At 69.8% G+C, this 16,175-nt stretch carries 10 protein-coding genes; 1 reads left to right on the top strand and 9 read right to left on the bottom strand.

Going from position 1 to position 16,175, the window contains the following annotated elements; all coding sequences use genetic code 11:
* Positions 1-76: 76 nt before the first annotated feature.
* The 8 genes from JIAGA_RS0115100 to JIAGA_RS29985 form a co-directional block, all read right to left on the bottom strand.
* Positions 77-772 (bottom strand): APH(3') family aminoglycoside O-phosphotransferase, encoded by a 696-nt coding sequence (locus JIAGA_RS0115100; protein WP_035812568.1) that lies wholly within the window; start codon positions 770-772, stop codon positions 77-79.
* A gap of 208 nt (positions 773-980) precedes the next feature.
* Positions 981-2,243, bottom strand: coding sequence for a Glu/Leu/Phe/Val family dehydrogenase (locus JIAGA_RS0115095; protein ID WP_026876308.1), 1,263 nt, complete (start codon positions 2,241-2,243; stop codon positions 981-983).
* Positions 2,244-2,419: 176 nt separating this feature from the next.
* Positions 2,420-2,893, bottom strand: coding sequence for an SsrA-binding protein SmpB (smpB, locus tag JIAGA_RS0115090; protein WP_026876307.1), 474 nt, complete (start codon positions 2,891-2,893; stop codon positions 2,420-2,422).
* A 45-nt stretch (positions 2,894-2,938) separates the two neighbouring features.
* Positions 2,939-4,354 (bottom strand): M23 family metallopeptidase, encoded by a 1,416-nt coding sequence (locus tag JIAGA_RS29990; RefSeq protein ID WP_035812567.1) that lies wholly within the window; start codon positions 4,352-4,354, stop codon positions 2,939-2,941.
* A 486-nt stretch (positions 4,355-4,840) separates the two neighbouring features.
* Positions 4,841-5,746 (bottom strand): permease-like cell division protein FtsX, encoded by a 906-nt coding sequence (gene ftsX / locus JIAGA_RS0115080; RefSeq protein ID WP_026876306.1) that lies wholly within the window; start codon positions 5,744-5,746, stop codon positions 4,841-4,843.
* 57 nt (positions 5,747-5,803) lie between these two features.
* Entirely contained in the window at positions 5,804-6,493 is a 690-nt protein-coding gene (gene ftsE / locus JIAGA_RS0115075) for a cell division ATP-binding protein FtsE (protein ID WP_026876305.1), read from the bottom strand.
* Positions 6,494-6,641: 148 nt separating this feature from the next.
* Positions 6,642-7,760, bottom strand: coding sequence for a peptide chain release factor 2 (prfB, locus tag JIAGA_RS0115070; RefSeq protein ID WP_026876304.1), 1,119 nt, complete (start codon positions 7,758-7,760; stop codon positions 6,642-6,644).
* Positions 7,761-7,821: 61 nt separating this feature from the next.
* Positions 7,822-8,613 (bottom strand): TetR/AcrR family transcriptional regulator, encoded by a 792-nt coding sequence (locus JIAGA_RS29985; protein ID WP_157553195.1) that lies wholly within the window; start codon positions 8,611-8,613, stop codon positions 7,822-7,824.
* 146 nt (positions 8,614-8,759) lie between these two features.
* Here JIAGA_RS29985 and JIAGA_RS29980 point away from each other — a divergent pair, with 146 nt between their 5' ends.
* Positions 8,760-11,024: an MMPL family transporter gene (locus tag JIAGA_RS29980; RefSeq protein WP_051426123.1), complete on the top strand. Its 2,265-nt coding sequence runs from the start codon at positions 8,760-8,762 to the stop codon at positions 11,022-11,024.
* 184 nt (positions 11,025-11,208) lie between these two features.
* Here the strand turns inward: JIAGA_RS29980 and JIAGA_RS0115055 are convergent, their stop codons facing one another.
* Positions 11,209-16,095, bottom strand: a complete 4,887-nt coding sequence (locus JIAGA_RS0115055; RefSeq protein ID WP_026876303.1) for an NAD-glutamate dehydrogenase — start codon at positions 16,093-16,095, stop codon at positions 11,209-11,211.
* Positions 16,096-16,175: the final 80 nt, after the last annotated feature.

The following is a 16,175-nucleotide window of genomic DNA, read 5'->3' as shown; positions in this document are numbered from 1 at the left end:
GATGTCTTGTGGATCTTCTACGGCCGCGGATCGACGCCTGGACGCCGCCGGCGTCCATCAAGATCCACAAGACGCCCTAGAAGAACTCGTCGAGCAGGCGGTAGTACGCCTGCTTGGCCGGATCGGGCGCGATGCCGTAACACTCAAGGAACCGTGTCGCGCTGTCAGCGCCGTGATTGCTCTCCAGGGAGCGGGTCACGATGGCCAGATCGAGCCAGCGGTCGGCCACGCCGAGCCGCCCCGCGTCGATCACGCCCGTCACCGTGCACGTCTCCGGCTCCACCAGGACGTTGAGCAGGTCGAGGTCGCCGTGGCACACCGCGAGGTCCTCGTCCCCAGGCCGGGTGTCTAGCAGTTGAGTGGCCAGCTGGTCGCGCGTCCAGCCGCGGCGCTCGTCGTCGAGATCGTCCAGGTCGGGCTCGGCGGCCAGAGCGGCCGGGACCGTCGTCGTCAGCCGGCGGTCGAACGGGCACTCCGCGACGGGCACCGCGTGCAGCGCCCGGACCAGCTCGGCCAGGGCGCCGACCACTCGGGGCAGCGTGTCGCGCGGCCACGGCTGGGCGGCCGGCCGGCCCGGCACCTCGGCCGTGACCAGCAGCCCCGGCCGGCATTCGAGTACCTCAGCGGCCGGGATCCCGTGGCGGCGCAGCCATCGCAGCCGCTCCGCCTCGCCCACCAGATCGTCGGCCGGGTCGTCGGACCGCTTGCGGTAGACGCCGTCGCGGCGGCTCACGTCGGCGCCGGACTCGCCGGCGGTCACGCGTTCCCACACAGGCGTCAGGATGTCACGGGGGGCGCGGTGTGAGACGGCCGTCGGGGCCATCTCACCACGGCGACGTCGAGAACCTGCACCGAGGCGAGATCGGCCGCCATCGCCGCGACCCGGCCGCCCCGGTCGTACCGGACCCACCACCATCGCCCGTCCACCCGGACTTCGCGCACGGTCACCGCCGGCTCCGCTGTCCTCGTCCTGGCCGGGCTCAGATGTACCCGCGGGTGCGCGCTGCCCTCGCCACCCGGTCGAGAGCGATGGCATACGCGGCCAGGCGGTAGGTGCAGCCGTCTCGCTCGGCGTACTCGGCGACGGCGTGGAAGGCGTCCTCGAGCCGCTCGCGCAGCTCGGTGTTGAAGCGTTCCTCCTTCCACTGGAACTGCTGGATGTTCTGGGTCCACTCGAAGTAGGAGCCGGTCACGCCGCCGCCGTTGGCGAGGATGTCGGGGATGACGCGCACGCCGCGGTCAGCGAGGATGCGGTCGGCCTCCGGCGTGACCGGGTGGTTCGCGCCCTCCGCGACGAGCGAGGCGGTGATGTCGTCGGCGTTGTCCGCCGTGATGCTGCCACCCAGCGCGGCCGGCACCAGGATGTCGCACTCGAGTGTGAGCAGTTCGTCGTGGGTGACCGGGGTGTGCGCGACGTCGGCGTCCGGGACGGTGCCGCCGGCGGCGACAGTGGCGACCAGACCGCCGACGTCGAGCCCGTTGTCGTTGAAGACCCCGCCACGCACGTCACTGACGGCGACCACCCGGGCACCGAGCGCATCCAGCTCCCGCGCCACCCAGGAGCCCACGTTGCCGAAGCCCTCGATGACGACGCGCTTACCCGTGAGATCCCAGCCCCACCGGCGGGCCGCCGCCTCGACGATGTACACCAGCCCGCGCCCGGTCGCCTGCTCGCGGCCGGGCGCGCCGCCCAGCTCCACCGGCTTACCGGTGACCGCGGCGGGCGTGTAGCCGTGGCGGCTGCTGTAGGCGTCCATGAACCAGGCCATCACCTGGGCGTTCGTGTTGACGTCGGGTGCTGGGATGTCGCGGTACGCACCCAGCACGTGACTCAGCGACAACGCGAACGTACGCGTCACCGACTGCAGCTCGCGTGCGGACAGGGTGGTCGGGTCGATCTGGATGCCGCCCTTCGCGCCGCCGAACGGCAGGTCGAGCAGCGCCGTCTTCCAGGTCATGAGCGCGGCCAGCGCCCGGACCTCGTCGAGATCGGCATGCGGGTGGTAGCGCAGCCCGCCCTTGTACGGCCCCCGGGCGCCGTTGTGCTGGACCCGGTAGCCGTGCGCGACCAGCAGGCTGCCGTCGTCGCGACGCAACGGGACCTGAACGCTCACCTCGCGGTAGCTGGTCTCCAGGATCTCGGCGACGTCGTCCGGCAGGCGCACCGCGCGGGCGGCGTCGGCGACGTAGCGGCGAACGGCGACGTCAGGGCTCTGGGTGCGGACGGGGGCGACGGTATCCATGCTCACGGTGCTGGCCTCCAGGCGAACGGCAACTTCAAAAACGAATATTCCTTCTTTTTAGCCGGGAAGCAAGGCCGCGGAGTGAGGCATGGGTCACGAGCGCTGACCGCCGGACGGATGGTCAGCGGTCGCACAGGCGCTCGCGTCTGACGTCAGCCGGGAGCCGGCGGCGCCGTTCAGCCGCGCCGGCGCGCCCGCGCCATGGCGCGCTCGGCCTCCCGCTTGGCCTCACGCTCGGCGATGGTGTGCCGCTTGTCGTAGTGCTTCTTGCCTCGAGCCAGCGCGATCTCGACCTTCGCGTAGCCGTCCTTGAAGTACAGCGCGAGCGGGACGAGCGTGAAGCCGGTCTCACGGGTCTTGCCGATGAGCCGGCTGATCTCGTCCTTGCGCAGCAGCAGCTTGCGCGAGCGCCTGGGTGCGTGGTTGTTCCACGTGCCCAGGTCGTACTCGGGGATGTGGACGTTGCGCAGCCACACCTCACCGTCACGGACCTCCGCGAAGCCGTCGATCAGCGACGCCTTGCCCGCCCGCAACGCCTTCACCTCGGTTCCGGTGAGCACGATGCCGGCCTCGTAGGTGTCGTCGATGTGGTAGTCGTGACGGGCCTTGCGGTTCTGGGCCACCATGGTGCGTCCGCGCTCTCGTGCCATGACGCCAATGATCCCATTTCCGCGGGCGCCGCGACCAACGCGTTTTCAGCCCAGGTAGTTCATCGGGTTCACGAGGTCGCCGCCCACGTAGAGCATGAAGTGCAGGTGGCACGCCGTCGAGCTGCCAGTGGTGCCGGAGTAGCCGATGACCTCACCCTGCGACACCCGCTCGCCCGAGGAGACCGCGAACCGGGACAGGTGGCTGTACGTGCTGACCTTCCCACTGTGGCTGACGGCGACCTGGTTGCCGTACGCACCGCGGTAGTAAGCCCACTCGACCGTGCCGGACGCGACGGCGCGGATCGGCGTGCCGCAGTAGGCCCGGAAGTCGGTGCCGTCGTGCAGCTTGTACACACCGGTGATCGGGTGGGTCCGCATGCCATACGGCGACGTCACGTGCGGGTTGGCCGTGGGGAACTGCAGCGCGGCCGAGTTGCCGCCGCCTCCGCCTCCACCGCCGGAGCCGCCACCACCGCCACCTCCGCCACCGGAGCCGCCGCCGCCGTTGCCGTTGCCGGAGTCTTCCTGCTCCTGCTCGGCCTGCTCCTGCTCCTGCTTCTGGCGCTCGGCCTCCTCGCGCTGCCGCTGCTCGATGGCCGCGATCTCAGCGGCGATGCGGTCGCGCTCGGCCTCCCACGCCGCGGCCTGTGCCGCATCCTCGTCCTTGGCCGCTTCGGCGGCGGCCAGCGCGGTGCCCTGCGCCGCGATCAACTGGTCGACCTGGGCCTTGGCGGCGACAGCGGCGTCATTGGCGGCCTGAGCAGCTGAGCGCGCGGCCTCCGCCGCCCGCTCCCGCTCCTCGGTCAACGCCAGTTGCTCCGCGGCCTGCTGACGCAGCACCTCGGCCTCGGCTTCCAGTTCCTCGAGCACGACACGCTCGTTGGACAGCACCGCCCGGTCGTCCTTGAGGTCGCCCATGATGCTGCTCTCGGCGTTGATGACCGACCGCGACGCGGCCGCACGAGCCGCCATCTCGTCGAGGCTCGACGACTGCATCATCGCCGCGATGGTCGCCAGGTCCCCGCCGGCGCCACGGGTGTAGGCCTGCACCGCGACCTGGCTGATCGATGCCCGCTTGTCGTCGATGCGCTGAGAGACGTCGTCGATCTTGGCGAGCTGGTCGGCGACCTTCTGCTCCGCCTCGGCCAGCCGGTCGGCGGCGGCCTTGTCGGCGGCCCTCGCCGCGACGACCTCGCCACGCGCGACCTCCAGCTCCTGTTCCGCGACCGCCAGGTTCTGCTGCGCCGTGGCCAGCCCCGCCTCCGCCGCCGGCAGCTGCGCCGTCGCGGCCTGATAGTCGCGGGTGGCGGCGGCCAGCGCCTGGGCGGAGTGGGCGAGCTCGTCCTCCGCGCGGGACAGGCTGTTCTGGGCATCCTTGAGCCGTTCTTCGGCATCTGAGGACGCCCATGCCTGACTGAGACCGGTACACAGAATGCCGACGGTGACGACCAGAACGGTCAACCGTCGACCCCAAGACATCTCATCAGTCACAGCTTTCACAGCTGCCCCCTTCGCACCACTCGTGCATGACCGTAACATCATTCACTCCTGGCGCGAAGGCCACCCGCGCTAATTACACATCTGTCATTCCTCGTGGTTGGGGCGGAAATGATCACGTGCGGCATGGGTGTGTTCGCGCCACCAGGCATGCTGACCTGGTGAAGCGGGAGAGATCCTGGTGCGGGCAGCCCTCGCGCGGCGCGCTGGTGATCCTGGCACGGGCGGCCACGCGCGACGCGCCGGTAATGTCGCCGACGACGACGGACCGGCTCGCGTCAATATCGCGGAAGAACGCTGGGCCCCACTGACAGCCCAGTCCTAGGCGATTTCTCGCGTCACCAGGCAAGCATCCCTGGTGACGCGAACACACCCATGGTCCACGTGATCATTTCCAACGGCTGGGACGGTGGACGCCCCGCGCAGCAACGACGCCGCTGGGCGGAGTGGTCAGACGCGGAGGTAGCGGCGCAGGGTGACGAACGACGCCACCACCGAGATGACCACCCCGGCCAGCAGGAGCCATGGCACCGCGGACCACACGTCGCTGCTGTCGACCCACGACGTGAACTGCAGGTTGGGCGCGATGAACCGCCCGACCACGAGCTCCACGCCGAAGAACAGCGCGATCACACCGAACAATGATCCCAGCAGACCCGCGATGGCCGCCTCCAGGATGAACGGCAGCTGGATGTAGAAGTTCGACGCGCCGACGAGTCGCATGATGCCGGTCTCGCGGCGGCGGCTGAACGCGGCCAGCCGGATGGTGTTGCCGATCAACAGGACCGCCGCGACCACCTGGATGAGGGTGATGGCGAATGCGCTGACCTGCACGCCGTCAAGGGTCTGGAACAGCGGCTCCAGTAGCTGGCGCTGGTCGGTGACCTCCTGGACTCCGGGCAGTCCGGCCACCGCCGAGACCACGCCGTCGTACTCCTCCGGGTCCTGCAGCGCGACCCGGAACGACTCCGGCAGCTGGTCGGGGGTGATGATGTTCTCGACGTCGGAGTCGTCGAACTGCTCGCGGAACCGAGCGAAGGCCTGCTCCTGGTTCTCGTAGAAGACCTCGTCGACCTCGGGGTGCGATTCCAGCGTCTGCCGGATGGTGTCGCGCTGTGCGTCCGTGACCGTTCCGTCGGCGCAGCCGGCGCCGGTGGAGTACTCGTTGCACATGAAGACCGAGATCTCGATGCGGTCGTACCAGTAACCCTTGGTGGTCTCGGCCTGGGACCGGACCAGCAGGCCGGTGCCGAACATCGCGATGGAGATCGCGACCACGATGACCAGGGCGATGGTCATCGTCAGGTTGCGGCGTAGTCCGGTGGCGATCTCGGACAGGACGTACTGGAAGCGCATCGTTTCTTCCGGTTCGGCTGGCGGCCGCGAGCGGCCCTGGCTGTGGGGGGGTCGGCGCTAGCGGGTGTAGCCGTACACGCCGCGCGACTGGTCGCGGACGAGCTTGCCGTGTTCGAGCTCGATCACGCGCTTACGCATCTGGTCGACGATCGACTGGTCGTGTGTCGCCATGACGACCGTGGTGCCGGTCCGGTTGATCCGGTCGAGCAGCTTCATGATGCCGACACTGGTGCCCGGGTCGAGGTTGCCCGTGGGCTCGTCGGCCAGCAGGATCAGCGGGCGGTTGACGAACGCGCGGGCGACGGCGACACGCTGCTGCTCACCACCGGAGAGCTGGTCGGGCAGCCGGTCTTCCTTGCCGTCGAGGCCGACGAGCTCGAGGACGGCGGGGACGTCGCGGTTGATCTGCCGCCGTGGCTTGCCGATGACCTGCAGCGCGAACGCCACGTTCTCGAACACCGTCTTGTTCGGCAGCAGCCGGAAGTCCTGGAACACCGTGCCGATGCGCCGGCGCAGGTGCGGGACCTTCCAGTTGGACAGCCGGTGCAGGTCCTTGCCGGCCACCCGGATGCGCCCACCGGAGGGCTTCTCCTCCTTGAGGGTCAGGCGCAGAAACGTGGACTTGCCGGAGCCCGACGGCCCGACGAGGAACACGAACTCGCCCTTCTCGACCTCCATGGAGAGGCTGTCGAGGGCCGGTTGGTTCTGCGTCGGGTACAGCTTGCTGACGTTGTCGAAAAGGATCACGATGCCTCGCCGATCTGGATGCCTGATGCTCCCGCGATGCTCGTCGACCGCCTGAAGCTCGTCTGTGAGTGTACGTCCGCCGGTGTCCCGGCGCTGGGAGAACCAACGTGGCGAGTCACCACGAAGGTTCCCATTCGACGGGTCGCGGTCACGACGACGAACCGGCCTGCTCGTGCATGCGCCAGCGGATACCGGCCTCGAGGAAGTCGTCGATCTGGCCGTCGAACACGGCCTGCGGGTTGCCGACCTCGTGCTCGGTGCGCAGGTCCTTGACCATCTGGTACGGGTGCAGGACGTAGGAGCGCATCTGGTCGCCCCAGGACGCCTTGACGTCGCCGGCCAGCTCCTTCTTCTGAGCCTGCTCCTCTTCACGACGCAGCAGGAGCAGCCGCGACTGCAGCACGCGCATGGCGGCCGCGCGGTTCTGGATCTGCGACTTCTCGTTCTGCATCGACACCACGGTCCCGGTGGGCAGGTGGGTGATGCGCACGGCGGAGTCGGTGGTGTTGACGCTCTGCCCGCCCGGCCCGGACGAGCGGAACACGTCGATGCGGATGTCGGACTCCGGGATGTCGATGTGATCGGTCTGCTCGATCAGCGGGATCACCTCGACCGCGGCGAACGACGTCTGCCGGCGGCCCTGGTTGTCGAACGGCGAGATGCGCACCAGCCGGTGCGTACCGGCCTCGACCGACAGCGTGCCGTACGCGAACGGCGCCTTGACCTCGAACGTCGCCGACTTCAGGCCAGCCTCTTCGGCGTAGGACGTGTCGAGGACCTCGGTCTTGTAGCCGTGCCGCTCGGCCCAGCGCAGGTACATGCGAAGCAACATGTCGGCGAAGTCAGCGGCGTCGACGCCACCGGCACCGGCCCGGATGGTGACGACCGCCTCGCGCTCGTCGTACTCCCCCGCCAGCAGAGTGCGGATCTCGAGGTCGGAGACGGATTTGCGCAGGTCGTCGATCTCACGCTCGACCTCGGCCATGGCGTCGGCGTCGCTCTCGTCGCGGCCGAGTTCCAGCATGACCGGCAGGTCCTCGATGCGCTGACGCAGCTCCGTGACCTTGCGCAGCTCTGCCTGGAGGTACGACAGCTGGCTGGTGACCTGCTGCGCCTTCTCGACGTCGTCCCAGAGGTCCGGCGCGGCGGCGTGCTCCTCGAGGTCGGTGATGCGCTCGCGCATCTTGTCCAGCTCGAGAACCTGCTCGATGCTGGACAGGGTCTGGGAGAGGTCGGCGATCTCGGCGTCGAAGTCACGTACTGCCACGTCGCACAAGGGTACGCGCTATTGGGGCCGACGCCCTCATGGCCGGTCTACCCTCGCCAGTTCAGTCCGCCGGGCGGGGATCGGGCAGGCCGGCGACGGCGGCGACGGTGCTGACGCTCGCCTGGAAGATCGCCTCACGCACCTCTTCGGGGAGCCATTCCATATGGCCGTACGCCTCGAGGCTGGCGAAGCCGTGCATGCTCGCCCAGCAGTGCATCATGGCCTGGAACGTCGCGGGCGGCACCGGCGGGCCGTCGATGAACTCCGGCGGCGCGACCTTCGCCTCGACCTCGGGGCCGGGCGAGGTGGCCAGGAATGTCGTCACGGTGTCGGAGACGTCCCGCAACAGCGGCGGCCGTAGCAAACCCTGCTGGGCGGCCTCGAAGAACAGCGCCTTGAGCTGGGCCATCGCGCGCCGGGCGGCCTCAGTGGTGGGACCTTCCTCGGGCGCGTGATAGCCCGGGACCGGTAGCCCGAGAATGAGCGCGAACCGCTCCGGCTCGTCCCGGGCCCACCGGCGGTACGCCTGAGCGACAGCGACGAACCGGTTGCCCGGATCGTCGGTCGGGACCTCGTCACGGGCCTCCGCGACGGCCCGGCCGAGGTCGTCGTACGCGTCGACGATCATGGCGGTGATCAGCTCGTCGCGGTCGGCGAAGTAGCGGTAGAGGGCGGGCGCGGTCATACCCATGAGCCGGGCGATGTCGGAGAACCGGAAATCGGTGGTGCCCTGCTCGCGCATCAGGCTCAGGGCTGCCTGCTTGATCTCCTCGATCGTCGCCGCCCGGGCGCGTTCCCGCCGCGACGGGGCCCGTTCCGGGTCACCGCTGGCGCCGGCTTCCTCGCCGACCATGTACACCTCCTCGCACGACCGTTCCGTTAAGCATCGTCACAGACGTTAAGGCTCTTGACAAGTTCAGTGCCATCGTGTTTGTTACGACTCATAACGGCAATGACGCCACGTCACCGTAGTCACGCGACGTTTCGAGGGACTGCACGATGAACCACTTCACGACCACATCCGACGGCCCACCGCCCGGGCCGGGTCTCCTGGGCAGGCTGGCCAGGGTCTCCTTCCGGAACCGCTGGCGCGTCGTCGCCGCCTGGCTGGTGGCCATCGCCGCCGCCGTCGGGCTGTCGACGGCCTACGCAGGCGACTTCGCGGCGGACTACTCCGCCCCTGGCTCGGACTCCCGGCAGGCCCAGGACCTGCTGGAAGCTCGATTCCCGACGCAGTCCGGCGACACCGTCGACGTGGTCGTCCACGCCGACGGCCCGGTGACCGACCCAGAGATCCAGGCCGACGTGACGGCGCTCCTGGACGAGCTGCGCGGGCTGCCGCACGTGGCCGCCGTCGAGGACCCGTACGCCGTTCCCGGCGGCATCTCCGCGGACGGCGACATCCTCGTCGCCCGCGCCAACCTCGACGTCCCCAACCCCGACGCGATGCCGGTCGAGGACACCGAGCGGCTCATCGCTGCCGCCGACGCCGCCGAACGCGACGGACTGGAGGTCGCTCTCGGCGGCCAGAGCATCGCACTGGCCGAGCAGGGTGAGATCGGCTCGGAGGCCATCGGCATGGCGGCCGCCGCCGTCATCCTGCTCATCACCTTCGGATCGGTGGTGGCCGCTGGGCTCCCGCTGCTGGTGGCCGTCGCCGGACTGGCACTCAGCGGCATGCTCACCGGGCTGATCGCAGCCGTCGTCGACGTGCCGGACTGGTCGACGGCGCTGGCCACGATGATGGGCATCGCGCTGGGCATCGACTACGTGTTGCTCATGGTCACCCGTTTCCGCGAATGGCGCGCCGCCGGGCTGGAGACGGAGCGAGCGACGGTGGCCACCCTCGACACCGCCGGGCGTGCCGTCATGGTCGCCGGCAGCACCGTCATGGTCAGCATGCTCGGCCTGTTCGCCATGGGTCTGACGTTCATGCAGGGCGCGGCGCTGGTCACCATCGCGGCCGTCCTGGTGGTCATGGCCGCCGCCGCGACGCTGTTCCCCGCGCTGCTGGGGTTCTTCGGCTCGTGGGTCGACCGGCTCCGGCTGCCATGGGGACGACGGCGTCCGGCCACCCTCGCCGCCGGCGGCCACGTCGAACCGTCCCGAGCCTGGCTGCGGTGGGGCCGGCTGATCGACCGGCACAGCATCATCGCCACCGTCGTCGGCGTCGGGCTACTGCTCGCGCTGGCCGCGCCGTTCCTGGGCGTCCGGTTCGGGTTCCCCGACGCCGGAAACAACGAAGCCGACCGCTCGTCGCGGCAGGCATACGACCTGCTCTCCGAGGGCTTCGGTCCGGGTGCGAACGGCCCGCTGCTGCTGGTCACGGACCTGCAGTCGCCGTCGGACACGGACGCGCTGCCGGCGCTGGGCGAGGCGGTCGCCGCGACCGACGGGGTCGCCGCCGTCCTGCCCGCTGCCGTCAACCCCGCCGGCGACGCGGCCATGCTCACCGTCCTCCCCGACAGCGGTCCACAGGACGCCGCCACCGAGGACCTCATCCACACCCTGCGCGACGACGTCCTGCCGGCGACCGGGCTGGACGTGCACGTCGGCGGCGTGACAGCCACCTCCATCGACTCGACCGAGAACACGGCCGAACGGCTCCCGCTGCTGATCGGCGGCGTGGTGACGCTGTCGATGCTGCTGCTCCTGGTGTCGTTCCGCAGCATCGTCATACCGATCACGGCGGCGGCCATGAACCTGCTGTCCGTCGCGGCCGCGTACGGCGTGGTCGCGCTGGTGCTGGAGGGCGGCTGGGCCGGCCAGCTCATCGGCATCGACACCGAGACTCCCATGCCGGCGTTCATCCCCGTGCTGGTGTTCGCGGTGCTGTTCGGGCTGTCCATGGACTACGAGGTGTTCCTGATCAGCCGGATGCGCGAAGCATGGACCCGCACCGGCGACAACGCCCGCGCCATCGTCGAAGGCCTGGCCGGAACGGGGCGGGTCATCACCGCGGCGGCGGCCATCATGATCGCGGTGTTCGCGGCGTTCATCCCGAGCCCGGAGGTCTTCCTCAAGGTCATCGGCGTCGGCATGGCCGCGGCCATCCTCGTCGACGCCACCGTCGTGCGGATGCTGCTGGTGCCGGCCGTGATGCACCTGATCGGCCGGGCGAACTGGTGGCTGCCGGGCTGGCTGGAGCGCCGGCTGCCGCAGCTGCACGTCGAGGGCCGCCCCGAGGTGTACCTGCCGGCGGCGAACGCTCCGGCCGGGCCGGGCGAGCCGGGCGCGGACCTGGAGCTCGCCACCACCCGCTGAGCCCACCCTGGCTCCACCCGATCGCACCTGGTTGATCTTGGAGTTTCCGCGCAATCGCGGGGCGAAATGCCCGATTGATTCCGCGCAAACTCCAAGATCAACGGGGTCGGGGTCGGCCGGGCGGGGCCGTGGCGACCGGAGGCGGTCGGGTGGCGGCAAGGCCCGGGGCCGGGCGGGGGCGGTTCTACGACCCGTCCGGGCGCAGGAGGCCACGCACGGCGCGCAACCCCACGGAGAGCCGGGCGAGGTCGAAGCTGTCGCTGTCGACGATTTCGCGCAGGATCTCCTGCGTGCGCGCGACGACCACCTCGTCCTGACCCGCCCACGTCTCCACCCGGGCTTGCGGTTCGGCGTCCTCGTCGGTGTGCTGGATGACCTGCGCCGTCAGGGATGCCTGCAGCGCATGCAGCTCGTCGCGCAGCGCCGCCCGGGCCATGGTGTGCCACCGGTCGTGGCGCGGCAGCGAGATGATGCGCTCCAGCAGGCGGCCGAGTTCGAGGAACGCACCGAGGGTGAAGTGCACCCGCGCCACCTCGAGCAGGTCGGTGCCGGTGGCGAGCGAGTTCTCCACCATGCCGAGGCCGGAGTAGGCCGGCGGCAGCACCGCGACCCGGGTGGCCAGCGGCGCCGGGACGCCGGCCTCCCGCAGCGATGCCTGCCGCTCCTGGAACAGGTCGAGCTCGCGGCCGACCAGGACCTCCGGCAACGCCACCAGCAGCCGCGCGATGGGTTCTTCGAAGAACCCGATCTGCCAGGCGATGTCGATGGGCGGGCGCCGGTTGACCGTGAGCCATCGAGTGGCCCGTTCGGCGATGGTGCGGCCCTCCAGCCGCATCCGGATCTGGACGTCGTCGGCGACGGCGTTGTCCAGCTCCTGCACCGCGGCCATCAGCTCCGGGATCCGGAAGACCACACCGGCGACGGTGTGCGCCCGGGCGAGGTCGTCGGCGGTGCCGCCGGTCTCCATGCCCAGCCGATACGCGAACGTCGTCCCTGCGGTGTTCACCAACTCGTTGACGACGACGTTGGTGATGATCTCGCGGCGCAGCGGGTGCTCGTCGATCGGGCCGGGGTACTGCTCGCGCAACGCCGTCGGGAAGTAGGCGTGCAGCGCGGCACCCAGGTACGGGTCGTCGGGCATGTCGCTGGCCAGGAGGTCCTCGTACATGAGGTTCTTCGTGTACGCGAGGACGACCGACAGCTCCGGGCTGGTCAGGCCCTTGCCGGAGGTGACCCGCTCGGCCATCTGCCGGTCCGTGGGCAGCGCCTCGAGCGCGCGGTCGAGCAGACCCTTGCCCTCCAGCTTGGACAGGTACGAACGGTGCACGTGCGCGAGGTTGGCGGCCTGGGCCAGTTCCTCCGCCAGCGCGACGTTCTGGCCGTAGTTGTTGGCCAGCACCAGGTCGGCGATCTCGTCGGTCATCTGCGCCAGCAGCTGGTTGCGCTGCTTGTCGGTCAGGTCACCGGCCCGGGCCACGCTGTCGAGCAGGATCTTGATGTTGACCTCGTGGTCGGAGGTGTCGACCCCGGCGGAGTTGTCGATGGCATCCGTATTTACTCGACCACCCTCTGGACTCCGCAGAGCGAACTCGATGCGGCCACGCTGGGTGAACCCCAGGTTGCCGCCCTCGCCCACCACCTTGCAGCGCAGCTCGGCGGCGTCGGCCCGGATGGCGTCATTGGCCTTGTCGCCGACGTCACCGTGCGTCTCCGTCGACGCCTTGACGTACGTGCCGATGCCGCCGTTCCACAGCAGGTCGACCGGCGCGGTGAGGATGGCGTGCATGAGCTCTTGGGGCGTCATGGCCGCCACCTGCTCGTCGATGCCCAGTGCTCGCTTGACCTCGGGGCTCAGCTCGATGGTCTTGGCGGTGCGCGGGAACACCCCGCCACCAGGGCTGATGAGCTCGGTCTTGTAGTCGCTCCAGCTCGACCGCGGCACCTCGAACAGGCGCCGGCGCTCGGCGTACGACGTCGCCGCATCCGGGTCGGGGTCGAGGAAGATGTGCCGGTGGTCGAACGCCGCCACCAGCCGGATGTGCTCCGAGAGCAGCATGCCGTTGCCGAACACGTCGCCGGACATGTCGCCGACCCCGACGACGGTGAAGTCCTCGCTCTGGATGTCCCGGCCCAACTGCCGGAAGTGCCGCTTGACCGACTCCCAGGCGCCGCGGGCCGTGATGCCCATCGCCTTGTGGTCGTAGCCGGCCGAGCCGCCCGACGCGAACGCGTCGCCGAGCCAGAACCCGTACTCTCTGGACACGTCGTTGGCGATGTCGGAGAACGACGCTGTGCCCTTGTCGGCCGCGACCACCAGGTACGGGTCGTCGCCGTCGTGGCGGACCACCTGCGGCGGCGGGACGATGCTGCGGTCGGCCGCCCGGTTGTCGGTGATGTCGAGCATTGCCCGGATGAACGTCTTGTAGCACTCGACACCCTCGGCCAGCCAGGCCTCCCGGTTGACGCCGGGGTCGGGCAGCCGCTTCCCGACGAAGCCGCCCTTGGCACCGACCGGCACGATGACGGAATTCTTCACCGCCTGCGCCTTCACCAGTCCGAGGATCTCCGTGCGGAAGTCCTCGCGCCGGTCGGACCAGCGCAGACCGCCGCGGGCGACGTCGCCGAAGCGCAGGTGCACGCCCTCGACCCGAGGCGAGTACACCCAGATCTCGTACTTCGGCCGCGGCTCCGGCAGGTCAGGCAGTGACCGGGAATCGAGCTTGAAGCTGGTGACGGTCTGCGGGCCGCCCACGCTCGGCCGGTAGTAGCTGGTGCGCAGCGTCGCGTTGACGAGACGCAGGAACGAGCGCAGGATGCGGTCCTGATCGAGGCTGGCCACCTGGTCCAGCGCTTCCTCGACTCGCTCGGTCACCTGCTCGACCGCGGCCTGACGGGCGGCGCGCCCGTCGTCGTCGGCGGCGTAACGGTCCGGGTCGAACCGGACCTCGAACAGCTCCACGAGCATCCGGGCCACCTCGACATGCCCGGACAGCGCCTCCTCCAGGTAGTTCTGGCTGAACGTCGACCCCGCCTGGCGCAGGTACTTGGCGTACGCCCGCAGGATCGAGGCCTGCCGCCATGACAGCCCCGCCTGCGGCACCAGCGCGTTGAACCCGTCGCTCTCGGCGTCGCCACGCCACACCGCCTGGAACGCTTCCTGGAACAGCAGCTTGAGCCGGTCGGCGTCGGCCGCCCGCAGGCCCTGGTAGCGCAGCCCGAAGTCGTAGATCCACGCGGAGGACTCGCCGTCCCCGCCGCGGCGCACGATCTCGTACGGCCGCTCGTCGACGACCTCGACCCCCATCCGCGACATGATGGGCAGCACCTGGGTCAGCGAGATCGGCGTGCCGGTGCGGTAGATCTTGAACCGCCGCTCGGTGGCCAGCCCGCCCACCGGCTGGTAGAGGTTCATGCCGAGGCCGTCGTCGTCGGGCAGTTCCTCCAGGCGGCGCACGTCGGCGACGGCGGTGCGGGCCGGGAAGTCCTCCTTGTAGCCCTCCGGGAAGCCGCCACGGTAGCGGCGCAGCAGCTTCGCCGCGGCCTCCTCCCCCACCTGCTCGACCAGCGCGTCGGAGAGCTCGTCCGTCCACGACCGGGTGGCCGCGACCAGCTGCTTCTCCAGCCCTGGCACGTCGATCTCCGGCAGCTCCTGGTCGCGGCGCATCCGGATGACGAAGTGCAACCGGGCCAGCACCGACTCGCCGAGCCGGGCGGTGAAGTCGATGGAGTCGCCCTCCGTCGCGGCCAGCAGGATGCGCTGGATGCGCTCGCGGACGTCGGTGTTGTACCGCTCGCGCGGCAGGTAGACCAGGATGGACAGATACCGGCCGTAGTCGTCGCGGCGGATGAACATCCGCAGGTGCCGGCGTTCCTGCAGATGTACGACGGCCAGCGCCGTCGGCAGGAGCTCGCCGGTGGGTATCTGGAACAGCTCGTCACGCGGGTAGGTCTCCAGCACCTGCAGGAGGTCCTTGCCCGAGTGCCCCGACGGCGCGAACCCGGCCTGCTCGATGACCTCCTGCACCTTGCGCCGAAGCACCGGGATGCGCATCACGCTCTCGGTGTACGCCGCCGACGAGAACAGCCCCAGGAAGCGCCGCTCCCCGACCACCTCGCCGGCATCGTCGAACGTCTTCACCCCCACGTAGTCGAGGTAGGCGGGACGGTGCACCGTCGCCTTGGAGTTGGCCTTGGTGAGCACCAGGAGCCGCTTCTCGCGCGCCTTGGCGCGCACCTCGCGGGGCAGCTTCGCGAACGAGCCGGACAGGTCCTGATCGGAGCGCAGGATGCCCAGGCCGGTGCCGGTGACCGCGCGCAGCACGTCTTCGCCCTCGACCTTGTCCAGGACGTACTCGCGGTAGCCGAGAAACGTGAAGTGGTCGTCGGCGAGCCAGTGCAGCAGCTCACGCGCCTCGTCGACCTCCGGCTGCGCAATGGACGAGGGCGGCTTCTCCAGCTCGTCGGCGATGTCGGTCGCGCGCTGGCGCATCCGCGGCCAGTCCTCCACGGCCTCCCGGACGTCTCGGAGCACATCGCCCAGCAGGCGCTCGATGGCCGCTTGGTCCTCGGGGTCGTCGGTGCGGTCGATCTCGACGTGCATCCACGACTCGACGATGGTGTCTGGGTCGCGGCGCGGGTCGTTCTCGTTGAGGTCGCAGATCTCGACCAACTGGCCGGTGATGTCACGGCGCACCACCAGCTGCGGGTGCACGACCAGCCGGATCGCGTGGTCGTGCTCGGCCAGCGCCATCGTGACGGAGTCGACCAGGAACGGCATGTCGTCGATGACGACCTCGACGATGGTGTGACCCGACGCCCACCCGTGCTCGTCGATGGTGGGGGTGTACACGTTGACGACGGCGGTGCCCTGCGGACGGTGCTGGGCGGAGCGCCGGTGCGAGGCGGCCGCCCCGTACACGTCGATGACGTCGCGATCGACGAGGTCCTCGGCGGCGACATGCCGGAAATAGCGGCGGAGGAACGCTTCGTCGTCCCCACGGTGCCCACGATCGCCGACGAGCGCGGCCTTGGCGAGAAGCTCGGACTTGGCTTCGTCGAGCCGATTACGCATGATCTTTCCAACCCCCGGGGCTACACCCCACACGCCGTTGTGCGGAACGCCTCAGACACTAGTGGTTCGCGCTTTCCTAC

It is taken from the genome of Jiangella gansuensis DSM 44835 (assembly GCF_000515395.1).
GTDB lineage: Bacteria > Actinomycetota > Actinomycetes > Jiangellales > Jiangellaceae > Jiangella > Jiangella gansuensis.
Note: the sequence above shows the minus strand (reverse complement) of the source record. Positions and strands in the feature narration are given on the sequence as shown.